Here is a 21,549-nt window from a genome sequence, read left to right on the forward strand (position 1 = left end):
TTCCGGAAGGCGCGGCCACGTGGAGGGCGTCATGAGCATGCCGACCGAATGGCAGGTGCTGGGGCTGGCGGACGACCCCGCCCCGGGAGACCCCGGCCAGGTGCGTACGATCGCCCGTGGCCTGCTCGACCAGGCCGCGCTGGCCGACCACAACACGGCCCGGCTGGCCACGGTCTCGGGCGGCGGCGCGGCGCTGCGGATGCGCGGCGACTACGCGGCCGCCTACACCGAGGCGCTGGGCGTGCTGCCCGCCGAGCTGGCCAAGCTCGGCAAGGCGTACCGGGGCGCGGGGGACGCGCTGATGACGTACGCGGGCACTCTGGAACAGGCCAAGGGGCAGGCGGGCGCGGCGTTACGCCAGGGCGGCGCGGCCCATGAGCGGTACCAGGGGGCGTTGCGCGAGGTCTCCGCCCGCCTGCCCGCCGCCGGCGGGCTGCGTACGCTCTCCGACGTCGAGCACGTGGTCGGCACCGCCGAACCGGCCGTCGCCGTCTCGGTACGCCCCGCGCTCGAACGGGCCCGCAACGCCGACGCCGACAGGGCACGCGCCCGCCGGATCGCCGACGAGGCGGCCGGGCTGCGCGCGGAGGCGGAGACGCGAGCCGTCGAGGAGATCGAGCGGGCGCTGGCCGGCAGCGGCATCCAGAACCGGTCGTGGCTGGCCCAGGCGTGGGACACGATCTCGACGCCGTTCCGCTCCTGGGACGACTTCGTCAACCTGGCCCGCAACATCGCCATGGTCGCCGGGATCGCCCTGCTCGTCATCGGCACGGGCGGGCTCGCGGGAGTGCTCCTGATGGGCACGGTGGTGGTCGCCGGGGCGCTCGTGCTCGGGGACTCGCTGAACAAGTACCGCCAGGGCAAGGCCGGCCTCGGGCAGGTCATCCTGGACGGCATCGGGATGCTGCCGGGCGGGAAGGGCGTGGGGCTGCTCGCGCAGGCCGGTGGGGTGGTCGCGGGGCTCGGGGCCGCCGCGAAGGCCGTCCGCGCCGGCTTCGGCAAGCTCTTCGGCCGCGCCGCCCGCCACGAACCCGGCCCGGCGGCCCGCGCCCTGGCGGACGCCCCCTCACGTCTGCGGCGCACCGGTCACGACCTACCCGATCCCAGGGGGCTCCCCATGACGCGCGGGCGCGACGGGCTGATCGACACGGTGGACGGCCGGCCGGTACGCGAATACGTCCAGGAGGTCGCCGGCCAACGCAACGCCCTCTACCAGGACCTGCAGCGCACCGATCCGGAGAACTTCACCAGGCGGACGACCGGCAGGATGCACTCTCTCGCCTTCGACCGCCGCACCGGGCAGCTCTTCGAAGCCGACAACCGGACGATCCCCCACGAAGTGCCATCGGACCTCCACCCCACTCTGCAGACCCGGCTCGACGAGCTGAACGACTTCGCCGCCGAGCACCCCACCGCCTACGACTACGGCGCGGGGCGCCAGGGCGGCTACCCGGACCCGGACATGGCCGGGACACACTCGGAGGTGGTGGCGACCAACCAGGCGCTGTGGGCCAGGGAGACGGTCGGCGCCCCCACCGGAGAGGCCCACCTGTCCGAGATCATGATCGACAACCGGCGCCTCTACGGCGGCGGCGCCGGATTGCCCGCCCCGTGCTGCCCGAACTGCACCGCTATCCTGGGCCCCATCGACGCGATCCCCGGCAGGAGGACGGCATAGCCATGCTCCGAGTGCCTCTGCACGACACCCACGAAGACGACCAGGACCGGGTCACCTACAACGGAGAGCGGTTCACCGGCGTCACCGTCGAGACCTTCCCCGACGGGCGCCTGCTCGCCGAGTCGTCCTTCACCGACGGCGTCCAGGACGGCCCCGAGCGCCAGTTCCGCGCCGACGGCTCGCTGTGGGTGGAGAACATCTACGAATTCGGGTGGACCGTCCGGGAGCGCGAGTGGCATCCCAACGGCAGGCTCGCCCGGGACAAGCTGCTCCGCGGCGGCCAGGTCGTGAGCCAGCAGTGGTGGGACGAGAACGGCGACCCCATCGCTCAGCCCGGCCAGTGAAGGGCCGGCCGCCGACTCCGTCAGCGGGAAGCGCGAGCCCGCGCGGCACGCTCACGCCCCGTCGCCGGCCCCTCCCGGCGGCAGCCCGTGCGGCTCCCCTCGTTCCGCCCTAGCCGCAAGTTCTACCAGGTCGCCCCGGTCACCGGCCGGGCCCAAGAGGCGGGTGGTGGCGTCGAGCACCGCCTCGCGTTCGACGCGGGGCGGCTGCTCGCTCGCGAGGGCGGCGGCCCGGGAGCGGACACGAGCCAGCAGGTCGCCGTGGCCGATCTTCCACCGGAAGCTCTCGTAGAGGTCGTCGGCTCCTCCCCGGTACGCGGTGCCAGGTGAAGGCGCCCGTCGCGACCACCTGGGTCGCGGCGGCCAGGTCGTCCAGGGAAACGGCGGGCAGCGCCGGTGAAACGCCTTGATCACGCCCCCGTCACGCGTGGAACAGGTCCTTGGCCATACGCCGCAGCCGCGTCTCGTCGATGTCGTGCCCCAGCCCGGACTGCGTCAGCGGCACGGCGATGACCCCGGCGTTCGCCCCCACGATCGGGGTGACGATCTGGTTCTGGCGTGGCGGCTGCGTGACGTCGCACGGCAGCGTGCACCCCGGCAGGCTGGCCACCGCCACCGTGGCCGCCCTGGCCAGGCCCGCCCCCTGGCCGCCCGCGCACTGGATGTCCCAGCCCGCCGCCGCGGCCCGGTCGTGGGCCCGCCTGGCCTCCGACAGCGAGGGGAACGAGGAGGGCCGCAGCAGCAGGACGCGCGCCGCCCGCAGCGTCAGGTAGTCGTCCAGCTCGGTCGTCGTGCCGACCTCGACCGCGACCGAGGCGGTCACCTGGTCCTGGAGCGAGGCATGGGAGTAGGTGTCGCCCACCGCGAACGGCCGCTCGATGACCTCCAGGCCGTAGGAGTCGAGCGCGACGAGCTGGCCGAGGTCGGAGTAGGCGTTGCCGCAGTCGACGGCCAGCGTCAGCGCCGGGTACGCCGCCCGCACCGCCCGCACCGGCTCGACGTCCCACCCGGGCCTGATGTCCAGCGTGACGTGCCCGTAGCCGGCGCAGACCTGCTGGTTGACCCGGGACACGAGGCTCTCGATCGACGGGTCGGGGGCCAGCCGGACGGTGGCCATCAGCGAGGTGCGGGTGCCGCCGATCGCCTCGGCGAGCGGCACCCCGCGCATCCTGGTCCACAGGTCCCAGCAGGCCATGTCGACCGCCGAGTCGCCGCTCGGCACGGAGTCGGGGTGCTCCCAGTCCACCCCGATCAGCAGCGCGGCCAGGCTCTCCTCGAGCCTGGCCCAGGTCTTGGGCTGGGGGGAGGTCGCCTCGCCCCAGCCGGTCATGCCGCCCTGGTCGGTGAGTTTCACGAGCAGGCTCTCCGACCTCCTGCCGTAGGGCAGGACCAGCCGGAATACCTCAAGCTCCCGCACTCGCGGCATGTACCCCCCTTTATGACGCGGTCTCCTCCATAGTGCCTGCTGCCGGGGCGTGCACAAAACGCGGGGCCACGAGTACGGCCACAATGCCCAGCGCGGCGGTGAAGGCCAGACCCGCCACGTAGTTCCCGCCGGCGGCGGTGAACAGGGCGCCGCTGACCGCGACGGCCACCACGGTGAACACCGACTCCCCCACGCCCACGGCCGCGGTGTTGTTGCCCTCCTCGCCCTCCGCGGACATCTCCAGCACCAGCACCGACACCGTGGGGTGCAGGGCGCCGATGCCGAGCCCGCCGATGGCCATGGCCACGTGCGCGATCGCGAGCGGCATCGAGTCGATCAGCACCAGCGTCACCAGCCCGATGCCGATGGCGATCATGGCGGCGCCGCCGCGGATGGCGGTCAGGTTGCCGATCATGCCGCGGCCCTTGATCCAGGAGCCGGTGGACCAGCCGAGCGCCCCGACCGTCAGCACGATGCCCGCGCCGGTGGGGCTCAGGCCGCGCTCGTTCATGAGCATGAGGGGGATGAGCACCTCGGCCGCCGTGAACGCGCCGAAGGCCAGGCCGCGCAGCACGGGCCCGCTGGGCAGGCCGCGGGCGGCCCTCAGCGAGCCGGGCAGCAGCAGTCTGGGCAGGGCCACGGCCAGCAGGACGACGCCGGTCGCGAGCAGGGGCAGGCCGGCGAGCTTGAGTGCGCTGCCGTACTGGATCAGGGCGGCGGCCACGGCGGTCAGCGTGGCCCAGATGAGCTTGCGGCCGAGGCCGGGGGCGGGCTCGGCGATGCCGTTCTCGATCGCCCTGCCCACGGTGCCGCGCCAGAGCAGCAGCGCCGAGGGGATGACGATGAGGACGACGCCGAGGAAGATCCACCGCCAGTCGATGTTCTCGACCACGAATCCGGCGATCGCGGGGCCGATCATCGAGGGCACCACCCAGGCCGCCGAGAACAGGGCGAACACCTTGGGATGCATCGCCCCCGGATAGACCCTGGCGACCAGCACGTACAGCGCCACCTGGGTCAATCCGGTGCCGAGCCCCTGCACGAACCGGCCCGCCACGAACACCTCCATGTTCGGCGCGAACCCGGCCAGCAGCAGCCCCGCCACGAAGGCGCCCACGCCGGCGGCGATCGGCTGGAGCGGCCCCCGTACGTCGCTCCAGCGACCGCCCAGCACCGTGGCGATCACGCTGGCCGCCAGGGTGGCGCTGAAGGCCAGGTTGTACAGGTGCATGCCGTCCAGGTCGCGCGCCACGGTGGGCATCGCGGTGGCCACCGCCATCGCCTCGAACGCCTGCAAGGTGACCAGCGCGACCAATCCCACGCTGAGCGCGCGATATTGCGGGGACACCACGCTGACCGGGGGTGCCGGAGATCGTTCAACCGTCGTCGTCATAGCGGCACGCTATGACGAACCCCCAGGTCAGCACATCGGGCGCGGGGCCTAGGCCATTAGCCCTAAGGCGGGCGGGCTCACCGTCTCGGCATCCGGGCCTCGACGCCGTCGAGCAGCAGTTCGAGGCCGTAGCGGAAGCGTTCCTCGCCGTCGTCGGCGATGAGGTCGTCCACGTATTTGCTGACGTGCGGAAAGCGTTCCGACGGCAGCGCCCGGTAGTAGCCGGCGATCTGGCCGACGAAGGACTCGAAGTATTCGCGCCTGTCGCTCATCCCGGCCGCGCGCATCCGGGCGTAGTGCAGGGAGCCCTCGTAGGCGTCGCCGACGAGGTAGAGGGACAGGCGGTCCATGACCAGGGACGCCTCCCTCGGCGCCATGCCGGTCTCGATGAGCAGGCCGAAGACGAACTCGCCCGCGCGGACCGAGTTCTCCCCCGTGGGGATGTTGGCCAGCGCCGCCCTCGCCACGTCGGCGTGGGCGGACAGCACGCGGTGCACCTCCATCGCGTACGCCCGCAGTTGCTCCTTCCAGCGGCTCGCGTCGCGTTCGGGCAGGCGGATCTCGCCGAGGACCCGGTCGTAGATCAGTTCGAGCAGCTCGTCCTTGCCGGCCACGTGCGCGTAGAGCGAGGCGGGCCCCGTGTCGAGCTCCTGGGCCACCCGTCTCATGTTGAGCGCGTCGAGCCCTTCGGCGTCGAGGATCCGCAGCCCGGCCTCGATGATCAGCTCCTGGTTGAGCTGCCGCCTGGGCAGCGCCGGCTTGCGCGATCTGCGCCAGGGGGGCGCGGGCACCCCGTCCTTCTCCGTGCGATCCACCATACGAACACTGTACTTGACACGAACGCCGTTCGTCACTAAAAACGTTGTTCGTAACGAACAACGTTCGTTGAATTGAACATCGTTCTTAGGAGACCCCCATGACCACCACCGCCTCCGTGGAGGCCACCGGCGTCCAGCCCCATCCCCGGCGCTGGACAGCCCTGTTCGTGATCCTGGCCGCCGAGGTCATGGACCTGCTCGACGCGCTCGTGACCACGATCGCCGCCCCCACGATCCAGAAGGAGCTGGGCGGCTCCGACAGCCTGGTGCAGTGGCTCGGCGCCGGTTACACCCTCGCCATGGCGGTCGGGCTGATCACCGGCGGCCGGCTCGGCGACCTGTACGGCAGGAAGCGCATGTTCGTGCTCGGCGCCTTCGGCTTCACCGCCGCCTCCCTGCTGTGCGGCGTGTCCGTCAGCCCCGAGATGCTGATCGCCGGCCGGGTGCTGCAGGGCCTGTTCGGCGCCGTGATGATCCCGCAGGGCCTGGGCCTGATCAAGGAGATGTTCCCGCCCCAGGAGCTCGGCAAGGCGTTCGGCATGTTCGGCCCGGTCATGACGATCTCGTCCGTCGGCGGCCCCGTGCTGGCCGGCTGGCTGGTCGACGCCGACTTCTTCGGTACGGGCTGGCGCATGATCTTCCTGATCAACCTGCCGATCGGCCTGGCCGCCGTGCTGGCCGCGCTGCGCTTCCTGCCCGAATACCGCCTGTCCAACGCCACCCGGCTCGACCTGCCCGGCGTCGCGCTCGTCTCGGCGGCCGCGTTCCTGCTGATCTACCCGCTCATCCAGGGCCGCGAGCTGGGCTGGCCCGCCTGGACGTTCGCCTCGATGGCGGCCTCGATCGTCATGTTCGCCGTGTTCGGCCGTTACGAGTCGCGCCGCGCCGCCTCGGGCCGGGACCCGCTGGTCACGCCCGGCCTGTTCCGCAAGCGGGCCTTCACCGGCGGCCTGGTCGCCGGGCTGGCCTTCTTCTCCGGGTTGATGGGCTTCAGCCTGGTCTTCAGCCTCTACACCCAGATAGGGCTCGGATTCACCCCGCTGCAGGCCGGTCTGGCGAGCCTGCCGCAGGCCCTCGGCGGCGTGGCGGGCTTCGGGCTGGCGATGTCCGGGCTGCAGGAGCGGCTGGGCCGCGGCCTGCTGCAGATCGGCACCGTCGTGATGGCGGCGGGCGCGGCCGTGCTCGCCCTGACCATCCACCTGGCCGGGCTCGACGTCGGCGCCTGGCAGCTCGCCCCCGGCCTCGCCCTCGTCGGCATCGGGATGGGGCTGACCATGGCGCCGTTCTTCGACATCGTGCTGGCCGGGGTCGAGCCGCACGAGTCCGGCTCCGCCTCCGGCACCCTGACCGCGATCCAGCAGCTCGGCGGCGCGCTCGGCACCGCCGTGCTCGGCACGCTGCTGTTCAACCTGCTCGCGCGCCAGTGGGACTTCGGGGCGGCGGCGCAGGTCGCGGCGTGGGTCGAGGTGGGGTTGCTGGCGCTGACGTTCGTGCTGTCGTTCCTGCTGCCGCGGCGGGCCAGGGCCGAGCAGGCAGGGCCCTGACCGCCCGCCCCCCTTTCACGGCGGTCTCAGAGGTCGGTGTGGCGCTCCACCCAGCGCGCGATGTCGCGGCGCTCGATCGCGGCCGCCATCAGGTCGGGGAAGGCGTCGGGCGTGCAGGCGAAAGCGGGCACCCCCAGCGCGGCCAGCGCCGCGGCGTTCTCGTGGTCGTAGAACGGCGCGCCCTCGTCGGACAGGGCGAGCAGCACGATCACCTGGACGCCGGCCTCCTTCATCGCCGCCACCCTGCGCAGCATCTCCTGCCTGACGCCGCCCTCGTACAGGTCGCTGATCAGGATGAAGATCGAGTCGGCCGGGCGGGTGATGAGGCCCTGGCTGTAGGCGATGGCCCGGTTGATGTCGGTGCCGCCGCCGAGCTGGGTGCCGAACAGCAGCTCCACCGGGTCGTGCAACTGGTCGGTGAGGTCCACCACCGCCGTGTCGAACACCACCAGCGAGGTCTTCAGCGACCGCATCGAGGCCAGCACCGCGCCGAACACGCTCGAATACACCACCGAGGCCGCCATCGACCCGCTCTGGTCGATGCACAGCACCACCTCGCGCTGCACGGAGCGCTGCCTGCGCGCGTAGCCGACCAGGCGGGACGGGACGACGGTGTTCTTGTCCGGCAGGTAGTTCTTGAGGTTCACCCTGATCGTGCGGTCCCAGTCGATGTCGGACACCCGCTTGGGCCGGTGCGTCCGCGCCGAGCGGTCGAGCGCGCCCGTCACGGCCGCCCTCGTCTTCTGGACCAGGCGGCGCTCCAGCTCCTCGACGACCTTGCGCACCAGCGCCCTGGCCGACTCGCGGGCCTGGTCGGGCATCACCTTGTTGAGCGCGAGCAGGGTGCCGACCAGGTGCACGTCGGGCTCCACGGCCTCGAGCATCTCGGGTTCGAGGAGCAGCCTGGTGAGGTTCAGCCGCTCGATCGCGTCCTGCTGCATGACCTGGACGACGGTGGAGGGGAAGTAGGTACGGATGTCGCCCAGCCAGCGGGCCACGCGCGGAGCGGACGCGCCGAGCCCGCCCTCCCGGCCGACGCCCTGGTCGTAGACGGCGCCCAGCGCGGCGTCCATCCGGGCGTCCATGCCCTCCAGGCCGCACCCGGTGCCGTCGGCCGCGCCGCCGCCCAGCACCAGCCGCCACCGCCGCATCCGCTCGTCCGCCGCGCTCATCGGCCCGCCTTCCCCAAGATGGACAGGACGGTGGAGACGGCCGCCGCCGCGCGCCGCTCGTCCACGTCCTGCTCGCCTTCCCCCTCGTCCCGGCCGGCCGAGCGCAGCCGCTCGCCGATGGCCCTGCGCTCCGGCGCGGCGAAGGCGCCGAACGTACGGCGCAGCAGCGGGAGCACGTCGATGAACTGCTCGCCCGGCAGGCCGCTGAGCCAGTCGTCCAGCAGGCCGAGCAGGCGCGGGTCGTGCACCAGCAGCAGCCCGCCCCCGGCCAGGAACCCCTCGACCCAGGCCGCCGCCCTGGCCGGGCCCTGTCCCCGGGACATCGCCCTGGACATGCGGTCGGCGGGGTCGTCGAGCTCGCCGGAGTCCAGCAGGATCCTGGTGAGACGCCCCTCGATGAGCCCGTGCAGGTCCTGCCGGTCGCTGAGGCCGCGCAACGTGCCCAGCCACCGCCCACGCGGCGCCCCACCGGCCCCCGCCGCACCGTCCGCGAGCGCCGAGCCCTCCTCAAGCGCCGGGCCGTCCGCGAGCGCCGGATCATCGGCGGGGGGCGGGCCGGGGGTGAGGGCCGGGTCGGAGAGGAGGGCGACCGCCGAGTGGACGGCGTCCACGTGTTTGAGCAGGTCGGCCGCCGCGCCGTCGTCGAGGTTGGTGACCGCGACGGGCAGCCCGACGCAGATCCGCTCCAGCATCGAGCGCACGATCACCGCCAGCCCCTCGGCCGGAGTGCCGCGCACGTCGCCGTAGCGGTGGGCCCGCACCATCGCCGGCAGCGCCGCCATCAGGTGCGTGACGTCGGTGTCGAGGGCCGCCTTGGCCGACAACGCCGCCAGGACGCCGGGCAGCGCGTCCGGCAGGTCGGCCAGCAGGCACTGCTCCACCAGCGACGTCAGGTCCGCCAGCGCCGCCGACTCGGCCCCGGCGAGGTCTCTGGCCCGCCGCCCGGCCGCCGCGACGACCGTGGTGCCGAGGGCGGCGTGCTCGATGAGCGCGAGATCGTGCTCGGGCCGCCACCGCAGCGTCCACGTCTCCCTGAACGTGCCCTTCCCGCGCGCCTGCCCCGGCGTCCCCCAGTCCACGCCGAGCAGCCGCAGCCGGTGGAACAGGTGGCTGCGGTCGAGGTCGAGGGGCTTGCGCAGGTCGAGGTCGATCTCCCGGTCGAGCGCCTCCGGCTTGAGCTTCAGCCGCCGCTGCTGTTCGCGCAGATCCCGCTGGAGCGGCACCATCGGCGTGCCGTCGCCGACGTGGCCGAGCCGGTCGCCGACGACCATCCGCCGCTGGATGAGCTCCACCGCCAGGTCGTCGCCCTCGCACAGCACGGCCCTGGCCGCCTCGGTGACCTCGCCGAGCCCGGCCAGCGGACGGCCGCGCAGCGCGGCCAGGCTGTCGGCCAGCCGTACGGACTCGATGACGTGCGCGGACGACACCGCGAGGCCCTCGTCGCGCAGCACCGCGGCGGCCTCGGCCAGCCACCGCTCGACGGGCCGGTCAGGCGTCTGGAACAGGTGGTGGTACCAGCCGGGCGAGGTGATCCCCGCGCCATAGCCGCTCCACGAGGCCAGCCGCCCGTACGTCCACGGCACCCACGCCAGCTCGGCCTTCACCTTCGGCAGGCCGCGCAGGAGCGCGTTGTCGGCCGTGGCCGACGGAAGCGGACCGGCCAGCGCGGGCACGTGCCAGGCGCCGCAGACCACCGCGATCCGGCCAAAGCCCTGCTTGAGGGCGGCGCGGAGGGTCTTGCGCATGTACGCCTCGCGCCGGGCCTCCCGCGCCCCCGGCTCGTGACCCTCGCGCACGGCGGACATGGCCTCCGCGATCACCTCGAACGGCGTGTCGCCGCGGTGCTCGACGACGTCCTCCCACCAGCGTTCCGGGTCGTCGTAGCCGGCGGCGGCGGCCAGGGAGCCGATGGGGTCGGCGTGGAACGGCTCAGGGTCTTCGGGCTCGGCGGCGGCCAGAGAGTGCGCCGCCGGCAGGTCGCAGAAGCGTACGGGGATCCCGGCGGCGGTGCCGTACAGGATGGCCTGCCATTCGGGGGAGAACGCGGCGAACGGCCAGAACGCCGCGCGGTCGGGCGCGCCCGGCACGTGGGCGAGCAGCGCGACCGGCGGTTCCAGGCCGGGCACGTGCCCGATGAGCGCGTCGGCCTCCGGCGGGCCCTCGATGAGGACGGCGTCGGGGCGCAGCCGTTCGAGCTCGCGCCGCACGGCGCGGGCCGAGCCGGGGCCGTGGTGGCGTACGCCGAGGACCGAGACGTTCACGAGACCTCGCGGCACGCGCGGTAGAAGTCACGCCAGTCGGAGCGCTCGCGGACCACGGTCTCCAGGTATTCGCGCCACACCACCCGGTCGGACACCGGCTCCTGCACCACCGCGCCGACGATCCCGGCGGCCACGTCGGACGGCCGCAACACCCCGTCACCGAAGTGGGCGGCCAGCGCGATGCCGCTGGTGAGCACCGAGATGGCCTCGGCCGTGGACAGGGTGCCGCTCGGCGACTTGACCTTGGTGCGGCCGTCCTCGGTCACCCCCGCGCGCAGCTCCCTGAACACCGTCACCACCCGGCGGATCTCCGCCAGGCCCGTCGTCGTCTCGGGCAGCGCCAGGGCGCGGCCGAGCTGGGTGACGCGGCGCGCCACGATGTCCACCTCCTCCTCGGCGGTGGCGGGCACCGGCAGCACGACCGTGTTGAAGCGGCGGCGCAGCGCGCTGGACAGCTCGTTGACGCCGCGGTCGCGGTCGTTGGCCGTGGCGATCACGTTGAAGCCGCGCTCGGCCTGGACCTCGCGGTTGAGCTCGGGGATCGGCAGCGTCTTCTCCGACAGGACGGTGATCAGGGCGTCCTGGACGTCGGAGGGCATGCGGGTGAGCTCCTCGACGCGGGCGATCCTGCCCTCGGCCATCGCGCGCATCACGGGCGAAGGGGTCAGCGCCTCGATGGAGGGGCCCTCGGCGAGCAGCCTGGCGTAGTTCCAGCCGTAGCGGATGGCCTCCTCGGCGGTGCCGGCGGTGCCCTGCACGAGCAGCGTCGAGTCGCCGCTGACGGCGGCGGCCAGGTGCTCCGACAGCCACGTCTTCGCGGTGCCGGGCACGCCGAGCAGCAGCAGCGCGCGGTCGGTCGCCAGGGTGGCGACGGCGACCTCGACGATGCGCCGCGCGCCCACGTATTTGGGGGTGATGCGGTCGCCGTCGCCCAGGAGGTAGGTGGTCACGGCCCACGGCGACAGCTTCCAGCCCGGCGGCCGCGGCCGGTCGTCGTCCTTGGCCAGGACGGCCAGCTCCTCGGCGTACTGGTCTTCCGCGTGCGCGCGCAGAACGGTCATCGGGCAAGCTCCTTGTACATGTCAGCTCGGAAACGCAGCAGGGCGGCGACCTGCTGGATGGACTCGACCGGCGAGTAGCTCTCGGCGAGGGGGAACAGGGCGGGGTCGATGTGCTCACCCGCCAGCTTGACCAGCTCGCCGAGGTTCCACGGCTGCGTGGTGGACACCTTCACGATCTTGCGCAGCACGGCCGTGGCCAGGCCCTCGCGCCAGTGGGACGACACGCCGCCCAGCACCATGATCAACTGGCTGTCCAGGTCGTGTTCCCTGACGAAGTCGGCGGCCAGCTCCTGCTGCTCGGCGGGCGGGAGCGAGTCGAGCAGGTCCGCGATCGGGTCCCAGCCGAACATGGCCCGCGCCCATTCCGGGTCCTTCTGCAGCACGGCCGCGCGTACCCAGGCGGCCTTCACCTCGGTGTCCCAGTCGGGGATCTTCATCGCGAGCAGCCGGGCGGGCGGCTGCTCCCACACGGTCAGCGGGGCGCGGGCGATGATCTGCTGCAGCCACCAGGCCCGCTCGCCGAGCCCGCGGGGCGGCTTGGGGCGTACGCCGTCGCGTTCCATCTCCTTGTCGCAGACGACGGGGGCCTCGATGGCGATGACGTCTTTCCGTACGGTCACGCAGGCGCGCACGCGCTCGGCCATGCGCTGCGACAGGCGTGAGTCCGGCAGGCGGGTGAGCAGGTTGGCGGCGGCCTGGCGCACCTCCCGGCGGCGGTCGTCGAGCGCCTGCTCCAGGAACGGCTCGTCGTCCATGCTCAGCCCGGCGGCCAGCACCTCGACGAACTCGGCCCGGTCGTCGGGCCCCTCGCGCTCCCACGTGCTCTCCAGCAGCCGCCGCGCCCTGCCCGGGTCGGCCGCCCTGAGCGCGCGCAGGTGCTCGCGCCGGTCGGCGGCGCCGCCCAGCTCCCACGTCTCGCCCGTGGGCTCCTCCAGCAGGTAGTCCCAGGCGGGATTGAGCCCGGCCAGCCAGCGGCCCCGGTGCCCGGCCAGCACACCGAGGTGCACCCGGATGGAGCGGTCGCGCCGGCCGCGTTCGAGCAGCTCGGGCAGCACGTAAGGGGGCACCCGGCGACCGGTCGCCGCCGCGGCGGCCAGCCACTCGGGAATCAGCCGCTCATGCTCTCCGCCCAGCATCCGGCCCAGCCGCTCGGCGGCCGGCCGGCCCACGGCCCGTCTCTCCTCCTCGGGCGCGCGCTCCTGCCCGCCGCTCTCACCCACCCGCCGTCCGGCCCGCCGCCGCGCCACCTCGACGGCGGCCGTCTCGAGCAGATCACCCTGGTACGGCCTGCGATCGGTGCCCACGAGCGCCGTCGAGGTCAGCTCCTCCCAGCCGGTCACAGGATCACCGCCGTGCCTTCGTCGTCCCAGGTGGTCAGCGGGCGCAGGCCCTGAGGGCTCCATTCGGCGGCCACGGTCACCGGCCGCCCGCCGGAGACGGCGATCAGCCGCCAGGGGTCGCGGGCGCGGGGGTGCAGCGGCAACCCGCCGATCGAGGCCCGCTCGGGGACCACTCCGGCGAGCACGAACGGCCAGGACTCGGTCCACGGATCCTCACCCAGGGCCCGCGCCACCTCGTCCAGCGCCTCCTCGGCCGACACCCCGGGCGGCACCCCTCTGGCCACCTCCGACACGACCGCTCCGAACGCTGGGGCGGCGGGGGCCGGGGCCGGGAGGGGGGCAGGGGCAGGGGCAGGGGCGGTGCCGTGAGCCGGGGCCCGGGCCGGAGCCGGAGTCGGGACGGTGCCGTGGCGGGTGGCTACCAGGGCGCGCAGGGGAGCGGCGCCCGGATAGTAGGTGAGGTCGGCGTCGATCGTTGTGCCCGTGACCAGGGAGGCGTCCAGCGGCTGCCCCTGCGGCGCGAACGACAGGATGAGCGCGGCCCTGCCCGTGCGGCGCCCCCGCAACCAGACCCGGCGGGCCGTCAACCGGTCCTGCGCCTCGTCGCGCCTGCCCAGAACGTCCCAGTGATCCCGCACCACCGGCCCGGCCAGCACCTCTTCCCTGGTGACGGGGAATCCGGCCCGGATGAGGACGGTGTGCGCGAGCGGCCCCGGCAGCCCGGCCCGCTTGCGGTAGGCGACGGCGAGCAGGTTGATCAGGGCGTATTCCTCGAGCAGCCGCCCCGGCCAGTCGTCCTCGGCCCGCACGCGCGACAACCGGGACACGACCCCGGCGACGCCGGGCGCCTGGGCGTCGATGAGCCGCTTGGCCAGCCCGTCCCAGTCGTGCTCGGCGGCCCCGGCCAGCCCCTGACGCACCTGGTCGGCCAGCCACCGCTCCAGCTCCCCCAGCCCCGAGGCCACCCGCCCATGACGTACGGACTCCACCCCGGAGGCCGCCCCACCGGCGAACCCGGAACCACCACCCCCGGCCCGCGCGACCGCACCGGCACCACCGTCGGCGTCACCGGCTCGCCCACCCGCCGCGAAGGCCCCCGCTTCACCGCCCTGCCCACCCTGCCCGGCCCGTCCAGGCTGCCCGGCTTCAGGGGCTTCGGCCGCTTCGGCGGCTTCGGCCGCTTCGGCGGCTTCGGCGGCTTCGGCGGCGACCCTGGCGCGGGCGGCCTCGAGCTTGGCCGCCGCCTTCTCGGCCCGCTCGGCCCGCGACTCCAGCCACTCCGCCACCCACGGCGGCATCGCCTCCAGCGCGGGAATCCCGTCGGCGGACCACATGAGCAGCAGCCCCAGCGCATGCTTGCAGGGGAACTTCCGGCTGGGGCAACTGCACCGGTATGCGGGCTCGGTCAGATCGACGCACGCCAGATAGGGGTTGGCCCCACTGCCCTTGCACTCGCCGTAGAGGACCGTGCCCGTCGCGCCGCGTAACGACCACTTCCCAGGTGCCGCGACCCCCTGCGCCGCCTTCTGGGAGGAGGCGTCGGGGGCGAGGGCGAGCACCTGATCACGGCTCCACCGATCGATCACCTGCCGCAGACTAGCCACCCCGACCGACATTTCGCGCCGGCTTCCCGGGAACAGTTCGGCCCCACTCACGACCCGGGTGAAGGAGTGGCCGCCCGCGCCGACGTACCTGCCGGTTCGGGACAGCACGGACACCCCGGGCAACAACCCGCCCGACATATCCCCATAAACTCTCCACGTGGAGCTACGGATCTACCCGGACGGCCCGTCCACCGAGGTACCCGACGAGACGGCGGCCCTCGCCAGCCCGCTCGACGGCCAGCTCGTCCTCGACGGCGACCGCTTCCTGCGCAGGGACGTCACGGGCGCCCCCGTCGCCTACGTACGACGCCCGCCCGTCGCCGCGGCCCTCGACCTCCTCCCCCACCCCGAGGGCGGCTGGTTCAGGGAGACCTGGCGCTCACCGGTGACGATCCATCCGGACGGCTACCCGGGACGGCGGGCCAGCGCCACGGCCATCTACTTCCTGCTGAACCCCGGCGAGGAGTCGGTCCCGCACACGGTCAGGTCGGCGGAGCTCTGGCTGTGGCACCGCGGCGGCCCCCTGACCCTGACGATCGGCGACACCACCGTCGCCCTGGGCCCCGACGTCGAGCACGGCCAGGTCCCGCAGGCGATCGTGCCCGGCGGCGTCTGGCAGTCGGCCCGCCCGGCGTCCGACGAGGCGGTCCTGGTGAGCTGCGTCGTCTCCCCCGGCTTCGACTTCGCCGACTTCACCGCCTGACCACCGGCCCCGGATGGCCTGTACAGGAGGCATGCCGGATGTGGAGGCGCGCTGACCGCCGCGGGCAGGTCGAACGCCGAACGCGCTCACCACCAGGGCGGAGCGCAAGGAGCGCGGCTCAGACTCTGAGGGACCTCGTCCAGAGCGGCCTCCGCGACCGGGAGGCTCGACGGCCGGCTTCAGGGCTGCGCGTCACCGCCCTGGCCGCGTGTTATTCGGGTGTGCCCGACGCGCTGGCGGAGCTGCGGGCGGCCGGGTGGCGGGTGGGCATCGTCACCAACGGCGCGGCCGGACGTCAGCTCGCGAAGATCCGGCGGACCGGGCTGGACGGGATGGTCGACGGCTACGCGATCTCGCAGGCCGAGGGGGTGCGCAAGCCGGCCGTGGAGCTGTTCGCGATCGCGGCGCGGCGGTGCGGGACGGATCTCGGCGAGGGCGGCTGGATGGTCGGCGACAACCTGGCCACCGACATCGTGGGGGCCCGGGCGGCGGGGTTGCGGGGCGTCTGGGTCGACCATGGCACCTGGCCGGGACACGACGACGCCCTGGCCGACCACGTGGTGGCCCATGTGGTGGAGGGCGTCGCCGTCATACGGAACGCCCACCCCTGAAGGGGGGCGGGCGTTGCGAGGCGATCGGGTGCCGGTGGGCGAGGGTGCTACCTGAGCCAGGCCGTGCGCTGGACGAGGGGCAGGCGTCCGAGACCCCAGGTGGCGCCCGCGTCGGTGAGGGCGAGACCGATGAGGACGATCGCGTAGACGAGGTGCTCGTCCATGAACGGGTTGTTGGCCAGGGGCAGCTCGGCCAGCCACATCAGGAGCAGCATCAGCGTGCCGGTGACGGCGGCGACGCGGAGGCCGATGCCCAGGACCAGCGCCAGGCCGATGCCGAGCAGGCCGGCCATGAACAGCCAGTCCACCCACGCCTGCCCCGCCAGGCTCGAGAAGAGGCCGCCGAGCGCGTTCTCGCCGGTGCCCTTGAGGAACCCGGTCGTCGGGCTGCCGCCCGCGGCCCAGGCCCGCTCGGCGGGGGTGGCGAGCCCCCAGCCGAAGGTCTTGTCCAGGAACGCCCACAGGAAGATCCAGCCGATCGAGATCCGGGCTATCGCCCAGACGTGGTCGGCCGCGTGGCGGGCGCGCGCGCCGTTCTCCGTGACGGGCCCGCTGATCGTGGCGGCCATGACGGCCTCCTTTCGAGGATGATTCGCCGTGCTGGTCACACCACAAGGACACCGTTTCCGGCGGCTTTCGCTCAGTGCCGTACGTCCCGCGCTCCCAGGACCTTGGTCCTTCACAGCGTTCGCCACGGTGTTTCGCCGGGATCCGGAGGGGCAGCGCGCGTGGAGAAAGGGGGTGCCGCCATGGTGGCCAAGGAATGGACCGTGCGGATCCGGCTCGACGAGGAGGGTGACGACACCACGGCACGGGCGACGCTGACGACCGGGGACGGCTCCGAGGTCACGGGGACCGGTCAGGCCCGGCGCAATCCCGCGGACGCGGCGGTGCCGGAGATCGGGGACGAGCTGGCCGCCTCACGCGCGCTGGCGGACCTGGCGGGCAAGCTCGCGATCATCACGAATCAGGATATAGCGGATTCACCGCCGGCCAACCGCTCTTGGTAAGTAAAATTATACCATGAAAATCGAAATGCCGCATTTTTGAGTAATAAATGCGGCATTCGCTATATTGACACCATGGGGAAATTCATCGCCTCCGGGGAATTGCCATTGTGGACCGAGCGATTCGGTGACGTACGCGATCCCGTGGCCCTGCTCGTCATGGGCACGTCCACCCCAGGACTCGGCTGGCCGGACAGCCTGGTGGAGACGCTCGTCCGGGGCGGGCTGCAGGTGATCAGGTTCGACCATCGCGACACCGGCCGCTCCGGCTGCGTCGACTTCACCGTGCACCCGTACACGCTCAAAGACATGGCCGCCGACGCGATCGCCGTGCTCGACGCGTACGGCGCCGTGACGGCCCACATCGCGGGCGCCTCGCTCGGCGGCGCGATCGCGCAGTGGCTGGCGGTGCACCGCCCGGAGCGGGTGGCCACGCTGACCGCGATCATGACCGGACCGATGGGCGCCGACGCCGGGCCGGCCTGGGCGCGGGCACTGGCCGGGCAGGACCCCGACCCCCGCGACCTGCCGCCGCCCGCCCCGCGCTTCCTCCAGCACCTCGCCCGCTCGGCCGCGATGCCCAGGACCACCCGCGAGGAGGTCCTCGCGGTGAACGTGGAGACCTGGCGGGTGCTGCACGGCGACGTCCTGCCCTTCGACGAGGAGGCCGCGCGGCGCCTGGCGGAGGAGGCCCACGACAGTACGAGCGACCCGACCGCGGCGCTCAACCACGACCTGGCCGGACGCGTGATGACCGCGGACCGGCTGGCCCCGCTATCCTCGATCACGGCCCCCACGCTGGTGATCCACGGCACGGAGGATCCGCTGCGCCCCCTCCCCCACGGTGAGGCGGTGGCCGCCGCGATCCCGGGGGCGCGCCTGGAGGCGATCCCGGGCATGGGCCACTCGCTGCTCTCGCCGGGACTGCCGCGCAGGGTCGCCGAGCTGATCCTCAGACAGTCACGAGAGGGTGTTCATGGACAGGATGCACGCCGGTGAGGCGGACATCGACGACGACCTCGTACGGCGGTTGCTGACCGGGCAGTTCCCGCAGTGGGCGGACCTTCCGCTCCAGCCGTTCCCCTCGCCCGGCACCGTCAACGCGGTCTACCGGCTCGGCGAGCACCTGGCCGTCCGGCTGCCCCGCGTCGAGTGGGGCGTCGACGACGTGGAGACGGAGCACCGGTGGCTGCCGCGGCTGGCCCCGCTGCTGCCCGTCCCCATCCCCGAGGTGCTCGGCAAGGGCGTCCCGGCTGAAGGTTTCCCCTGGCCGTGGTCGGTCTGCCGGTGGCTCGCCGGGGCCAACCCGGTGGAGGGCCGGCTGGACGATCCCGAGGCGGTGGCCAAGGACCTGGCGCGGTTCGTGGCCGCCTTCCGGCGGGTGGAGCTGCCCGGCGGGCCGGCGGCCTACCGGGGCGGCCCGCTGGAACGGCTCGACGCGGCCACCCGCGAGGCGATCGGCCGGCTCGGCGAGCTGATGGACGAACTGGAAGGCGGGCCGATCGACACCGCGGCGGCCACCGCCGCCTGGGAGTCGGCCCTGCGGGCGCCCGCCCACGCGGGGCCGCCGGTGTGGGTGCACGCCGACCTGATGCCCGGCAACCTGCTGGTCGAGGACGGGCGGCTCACCGGAGTGATCGACTTCGCGACCGCGGGCGTGGGCGACCCGGCCTGCGACCTGATCGCCGCCTGGAACCTCTTCCCGCCCGCCGCCCGCGAGGTCTTCCGCGACGCCCTCGGCGCCGACGACGCCATGTGGGAGCGCGGCCGGGGCCGGGCGCTGTCCATGGCGCTCGTCCAGCTCCCCTACTACCTGGAGACCAACCCGTCGATCGCCGCCAACGCGCGCCATGTGATCGACGCCGTGCTCACCGGGTGATCATGGGCTCCTTGGGTTTTTTCCGGCGAGATGATTGTGTGTCCGGAGGAACTATGAGGAGGGCATCCGTGAGCCGTCAGATCGTTTCCATCGTGGGTGGCAAGGAAGCCGAGAGCGCGGCCACGTACGACTCGACCAACCCGGCCCGCACGGGCGAGGTCGTGGCGCGCGTCGGGCTGGCCGGCGCGGAGACGTTCGCCGCCGCCTGCCGCACCGCCAAGGAGGCGCAGCGGGAGTGGGCCAAGGTGCCCGCGCCGGTGCGCGGGCGGGTGATCGCCTCCATCGGGCGGCTGGTCGAGGCCAACGCCGAGCGGCTGGCCAGGCTGGTGACCGAGGAGATCGGCAAGCCGTACGCCGAGGCCCTCGGCGAGGTGCGCGAGATCGTGGACACCTGTGACTTCTTCCTGGGCGAGGGCCGCAGGCTCTACGGGCAGACGGTCCCGTCGGAGATGCCGGACAAGAACCTGTTCACCTTCCGCAACCCGATCGGCGTGGCGGCGGTGATCACCGCGGGCAACTTCCCGGTCGCCGTCCCGTCCTGGTACCTGGTCCCGGCCCTGCTGTGCGGCAACGCCGTGGTCTGGAAGCCCGCCGAGTACGCCGCCGCCTCCGCGCACGCCATGTTCCGCCTGTTCGCGGCGGCGGGCCTGCCCGACGGCGTGCTGAACATCGTGTTCGCCGACGGCGCCGAGACCTTCAGGGGTCTGGAGCTGGCCCTGGACGAGGGCACCGTGCAGAAGGTCGGCTTCACCGGCTCCAGCGAGGTGGGCCGGAAGGTCGGCGAGCTGACCGGGCGGCACCTGCAGTCGGCCTGCCTGGAGCTGGGCGGCAAGAACCCGATGGTGATCATGCCGGACGCCGATCTCGACCTGGCCGTGGAGGGGGCGCTGTTCTCCGGTTTCGGCACCGCGGGTCAGCGCTGCACGAGCCTGGGCACGGTCATCGTGCACGAGAGCGTTCACGAAGCGTTCGTCGAGCGGTTCGCGCGGGCGGTGCGGGAGGCCAGGATCGGCGACCCGGAGCAGGACGTGCTGGCGGGGCCGCTGCTCGACCAGAAGTTCGCCGACCGTTACGAGGAGTACCTGACCTGGATCCAGCCCCACCACCAGGTCGTGTCCGGAAATGTCGGCCGGATCGCCAAGGACAACCCGCGCGGCGACTTCGACGGCGGCGAGGGCATCTACTACCACCCGGTCATCGTGGACGGCGTCCGGCCCGGCGACCGGCTGTTCCTGGAGGAGACGTTCGGCCCGATCGTCGGCGTCACCGCGTTCAGCACCCTCGACGAGGCCATCGAGCTGGCCAACCGCCCCGGCTACGGCCTGTCGAGCTCCATCTACACCACCGACCCCAAGAACGCCTTCCGCTTTCGCGAGGGCGTCTCGGCCGGCATGGTCAGCGTCAACAACTCCACCTCGGGCGCCGAGGCCCACCTGCCCTTCGGCGGCAACGGCAAGTCCGGCAACGGCAGCCGCCAGTCCGGCGTGTGGGTGCTCGACCAGTTCACCCGCTGGCAGGCGATGAACTGGGACCACTCGGGCCGCCTGCAGAAGGCGCAGATGGACGTGGCGGAAATCACCCCCGATCTGGACTTCCGCCTGGCATGAGAAAACGGGGCCCCCGCGCGGGGCCCCGTTCTCGTCAGGATCAGACCTGGCCGGCCTTCTCCAGGGCGGCGCAGCAGGTGTTCACCAGCAGGCGGGTGACCACGTAGGGGTCGACGTTGGCGTTGGGGCGGCGGTCTTCGATGTAGCCCTTCTTCTCCACCTCGACCTGCCACGGGATGCGCACGGAGGCGCCGCGGTTGGAGACGCCGTAGCTGTACTTGTTCCACGGGGCGGTCTCGTGGTGGCCGGTGAGGCGCAGCTCGATGTCGGCGCCGTACTGGGAGACGTGCTCCATCGGCTTGTCGCCCTCGCCGAGCGCCTCGCAGGCGGTGATGATGGCGTCGTAGCCCTCGCGCATGGCGCGGGTGGAGAAGTTGGTGTGCGCGCCGGCGCCGTTCCAGTCGCCGCGGGCGGGCTTGGCGTCGAGGGTGGCCTCGACACCGAACTCCTCGGCCGTCCGGTAGAGCAGGTAGCGGGCGACCCACATGTGGTCGGAGACGTCGAGCGGGCTCGCCGGGCCGACCTGGAACTCCCACTGGCCGGGCATGACCTCGGCGTTGATGCCGGAGATGGCCAGACCGGCGGCGAGGCAGCGGTCGAGGTGGAGCTCGACGATCTCGCGGCCGAACACGGCCTCGGCGCCGACACCGCAGTAGTAGTGGCCCTGCGGGGCGGGGAAGCCGCCCTCGGGGAAACCGAGCGGGCGGCTGCCCTTGAAGAAGGTGTACTCCTGCTCGATGCCGAACCAGGACTCCTGGTCGGCGTACTGCTCGGCGATCGGGCGCAGCAGGGCCCGGGTGTTGCTGACGTGCGGGTCGCCGTTGATCTCCTCGACCTCGCACAGGACCAGCTTGTTGGCGCCGCCGCGAATGGGGTCGGGGCAGACGAACACCGGGCGGAGCACACGGTCGGACGAGTGGCCCTCGGCCTGGTTGGTGCTGGAGCCGTCGAAGCCCCAGACCGGGGGCTCGGCACCGTCGACCAGGATCTTCGTCTTCGAGCGCAGCAGAGCGGTGGGCTCGGTGCCGTCGATCCAGATGTACTCAGCCTTGTAGCTCACAGCGGTCCTTTCCAGGTTTCTCTCAGCCACGCCGAGTCTTATGG

At 72.8% G+C, this 21,549-nt stretch carries 20 protein-coding genes; 10 read left to right on the forward strand and 10 right to left on the reverse strand.

The window, feature by feature from the left end; all coding sequences use genetic code 11:
* Positions 1-31 precede the first annotated feature (31 nt).
* The 3 genes from AB0I15_RS27465 to AB0I15_RS27475 all read left to right on the forward strand — a co-directional run bounded on the left by AB0I15_RS27465 (position 32) and on the right by AB0I15_RS27475 (position 2,349).
* Entirely contained in the window at positions 32-1,678 is a 1,647-nt protein-coding gene (locus AB0I15_RS27465; RefSeq protein ID WP_358101307.1) for a YwqJ-related putative deaminase, read from the forward strand.
* A gap of 2 nt (positions 1,679-1,680) precedes the next feature.
* Positions 1,681-2,022 carry a hypothetical protein gene (locus AB0I15_RS27470; RefSeq protein WP_358101309.1) on the forward strand — a complete coding sequence of 114 codons (342 nt, stop codon included), beginning with the start codon at positions 1,681-1,683 and terminating at the stop codon, positions 2,020-2,022.
* A gap of 87 nt (positions 2,023-2,109) precedes the next feature.
* Complete coding sequence (locus tag AB0I15_RS27475) at positions 2,110-2,349, forward strand: hypothetical protein (protein ID WP_358101312.1); 240 nt, start codon at positions 2,110-2,112, stop codon at positions 2,347-2,349.
* A gap of 91 nt (positions 2,350-2,440) precedes the next feature.
* Here AB0I15_RS27475 and AB0I15_RS27480 read toward each other — a convergent pair whose 3' ends face one another.
* The 3 genes from AB0I15_RS27480 to AB0I15_RS27490 form a co-directional block, all read right to left on the reverse strand.
* Positions 2,441-3,445, reverse strand: coding sequence for an enolase C-terminal domain-like protein (locus AB0I15_RS27480; RefSeq protein ID WP_358101315.1), 1,005 nt, complete (start codon positions 3,443-3,445; stop codon positions 2,441-2,443).
* 10 nt (positions 3,446-3,455) lie between these two features.
* On the reverse strand, positions 3,456-4,838 hold the full coding sequence (locus tag AB0I15_RS27485) for an MFS transporter (RefSeq protein ID WP_358101318.1): 1,383 nt from the start codon (positions 4,836-4,838) through the stop codon (positions 3,456-3,458).
* A gap of 77 nt (positions 4,839-4,915) precedes the next feature.
* Entirely contained in the window at positions 4,916-5,656 is a 741-nt protein-coding gene (locus AB0I15_RS27490) for a TetR/AcrR family transcriptional regulator C-terminal domain-containing protein (RefSeq protein ID WP_358101321.1), read from the reverse strand.
* Between the two features lie 98 nt (positions 5,657-5,754).
* On the opposite strand from AB0I15_RS27490, the gene AB0I15_RS27495 reads away from it, so the two are divergent.
* Positions 5,755-7,200 (forward strand): DHA2 family efflux MFS transporter permease subunit, encoded by a 1,446-nt coding sequence (locus tag AB0I15_RS27495; RefSeq protein WP_358101324.1) that lies wholly within the window; start codon positions 5,755-5,757, stop codon positions 7,198-7,200.
* A gap of 26 nt (positions 7,201-7,226) precedes the next feature.
* On the opposite strand, the gene AB0I15_RS27500 is transcribed toward AB0I15_RS27495, so the two are convergent.
* From AB0I15_RS27500 to AB0I15_RS27520, 5 genes are read right to left on the reverse strand one after another with little or no spacing between them, the layout of a single operon-like run.
* Entirely contained in the window at positions 7,227-8,372 is a 1,146-nt protein-coding gene (locus tag AB0I15_RS27500) for a VWA domain-containing protein (RefSeq protein WP_358101326.1), read from the reverse strand.
* The gene (locus AB0I15_RS27505; RefSeq protein ID WP_358101329.1) at positions 8,369-10,633 is read right to left on the reverse strand and encodes a DUF5682 family protein; all 2,265 of its coding nucleotides are present in this window, start codon (positions 10,631-10,633) and stop codon (positions 8,369-8,371) included. Before AB0I15_RS27505 ends, AB0I15_RS27500 begins: the two co-directional genes overlap by 4 nt.
* Complete coding sequence (locus AB0I15_RS27510; protein ID WP_358101332.1) at positions 10,630-11,694, reverse strand: AAA family ATPase; 1,065 nt, start codon at positions 11,692-11,694, stop codon at positions 10,630-10,632. The genes AB0I15_RS27505 and AB0I15_RS27510 overlap by 4 nt, the downstream gene beginning before the upstream one ends.
* Positions 11,691-13,034 carry a DUF5691 domain-containing protein gene (locus tag AB0I15_RS27515; protein WP_358101335.1) on the reverse strand — a complete coding sequence of 448 codons (1,344 nt, stop codon included), beginning with the start codon at positions 13,032-13,034 and terminating at the stop codon, positions 11,691-11,693. Before AB0I15_RS27515 ends, AB0I15_RS27510 begins: the two co-directional genes overlap by 4 nt.
* Positions 13,031-14,650, reverse strand: a complete 1,620-nt coding sequence (locus tag AB0I15_RS27520) for an SWIM zinc finger family protein (protein ID WP_358101421.1) — start codon at positions 14,648-14,650, stop codon at positions 13,031-13,033. The genes AB0I15_RS27515 and AB0I15_RS27520 overlap by 4 nt, the downstream gene beginning before the upstream one ends.
* 145 nt (positions 14,651-14,795) lie before the next feature.
* Between AB0I15_RS27520 and AB0I15_RS27525 the strand changes: the two genes are divergently transcribed.
* On the forward strand, positions 14,796-15,341 hold the full coding sequence (locus AB0I15_RS27525) for a cupin domain-containing protein (protein ID WP_358101338.1): 546 nt from the start codon (positions 14,796-14,798) through the stop codon (positions 15,339-15,341).
* Positions 15,342-15,379: 38 nt separating this feature from the next.
* Positions 15,380-15,952, forward strand: coding sequence for an HAD family hydrolase (locus AB0I15_RS27530; protein WP_358101341.1), 573 nt, complete (start codon positions 15,380-15,382; stop codon positions 15,950-15,952).
* A 47-nt stretch (positions 15,953-15,999) separates the two neighbouring features.
* Here the strand turns inward: AB0I15_RS27530 and AB0I15_RS27535 are convergent, their stop codons facing one another.
* Positions 16,000-16,521 carry a hypothetical protein gene (locus AB0I15_RS27535; RefSeq protein WP_358101344.1) on the reverse strand — a complete coding sequence of 174 codons (522 nt, stop codon included), beginning with the start codon at positions 16,519-16,521 and terminating at the stop codon, positions 16,000-16,002.
* Positions 16,522-16,680: 159 nt separating this feature from the next.
* Between AB0I15_RS27535 and AB0I15_RS27540 the strand changes: the two genes are divergently transcribed.
* The 4 genes from AB0I15_RS27540 to AB0I15_RS27555 all read left to right on the forward strand — a co-directional run bounded on the left by AB0I15_RS27540 (position 16,681) and on the right by AB0I15_RS27555 (position 20,445).
* Positions 16,681-16,962, forward strand: coding sequence for a DUF1876 domain-containing protein (locus AB0I15_RS27540; protein ID WP_358101347.1), 282 nt, complete (start codon positions 16,681-16,683; stop codon positions 16,960-16,962).
* Between the two features lie 72 nt (positions 16,963-17,034).
* The gene (locus AB0I15_RS27545; protein ID WP_358101350.1) at positions 17,035-17,958 is read left to right on the forward strand and encodes an alpha/beta fold hydrolase; all 924 of its coding nucleotides are present in this window, start codon (positions 17,035-17,037) and stop codon (positions 17,956-17,958) included.
* Positions 17,936-18,838 carry an aminoglycoside phosphotransferase family protein gene (locus AB0I15_RS27550; protein ID WP_358101353.1) on the forward strand — a complete coding sequence of 301 codons (903 nt, stop codon included), beginning with the start codon at positions 17,936-17,938 and terminating at the stop codon, positions 18,836-18,838. Before AB0I15_RS27545 ends, AB0I15_RS27550 begins: the two co-directional genes overlap by 23 nt.
* Positions 18,839-18,906: 68 nt before the next feature.
* A complete protein-coding gene (locus AB0I15_RS27555; RefSeq protein WP_358101356.1) occupies positions 18,907-20,445 on the forward strand; it encodes an aldehyde dehydrogenase family protein in 1,539 nt (512 codons plus the stop codon).
* Between the two features lie 40 nt (positions 20,446-20,485).
* Here the strand turns inward: AB0I15_RS27555 and glnII are convergent, their stop codons facing one another.
* Complete coding sequence (gene glnII / locus AB0I15_RS27560; RefSeq protein ID WP_358101359.1) at positions 20,486-21,505, reverse strand: glutamine synthetase; 1,020 nt, start codon at positions 21,503-21,505, stop codon at positions 20,486-20,488.
* Positions 21,506-21,549 lie beyond the last annotated feature (44 nt).

It is taken from the genome of Nonomuraea sp. NPDC050643 (assembly GCF_040654715.1).
Classification (GTDB): domain Bacteria; phylum Actinomycetota; class Actinomycetes; order Streptosporangiales; family Streptosporangiaceae; genus Nonomuraea.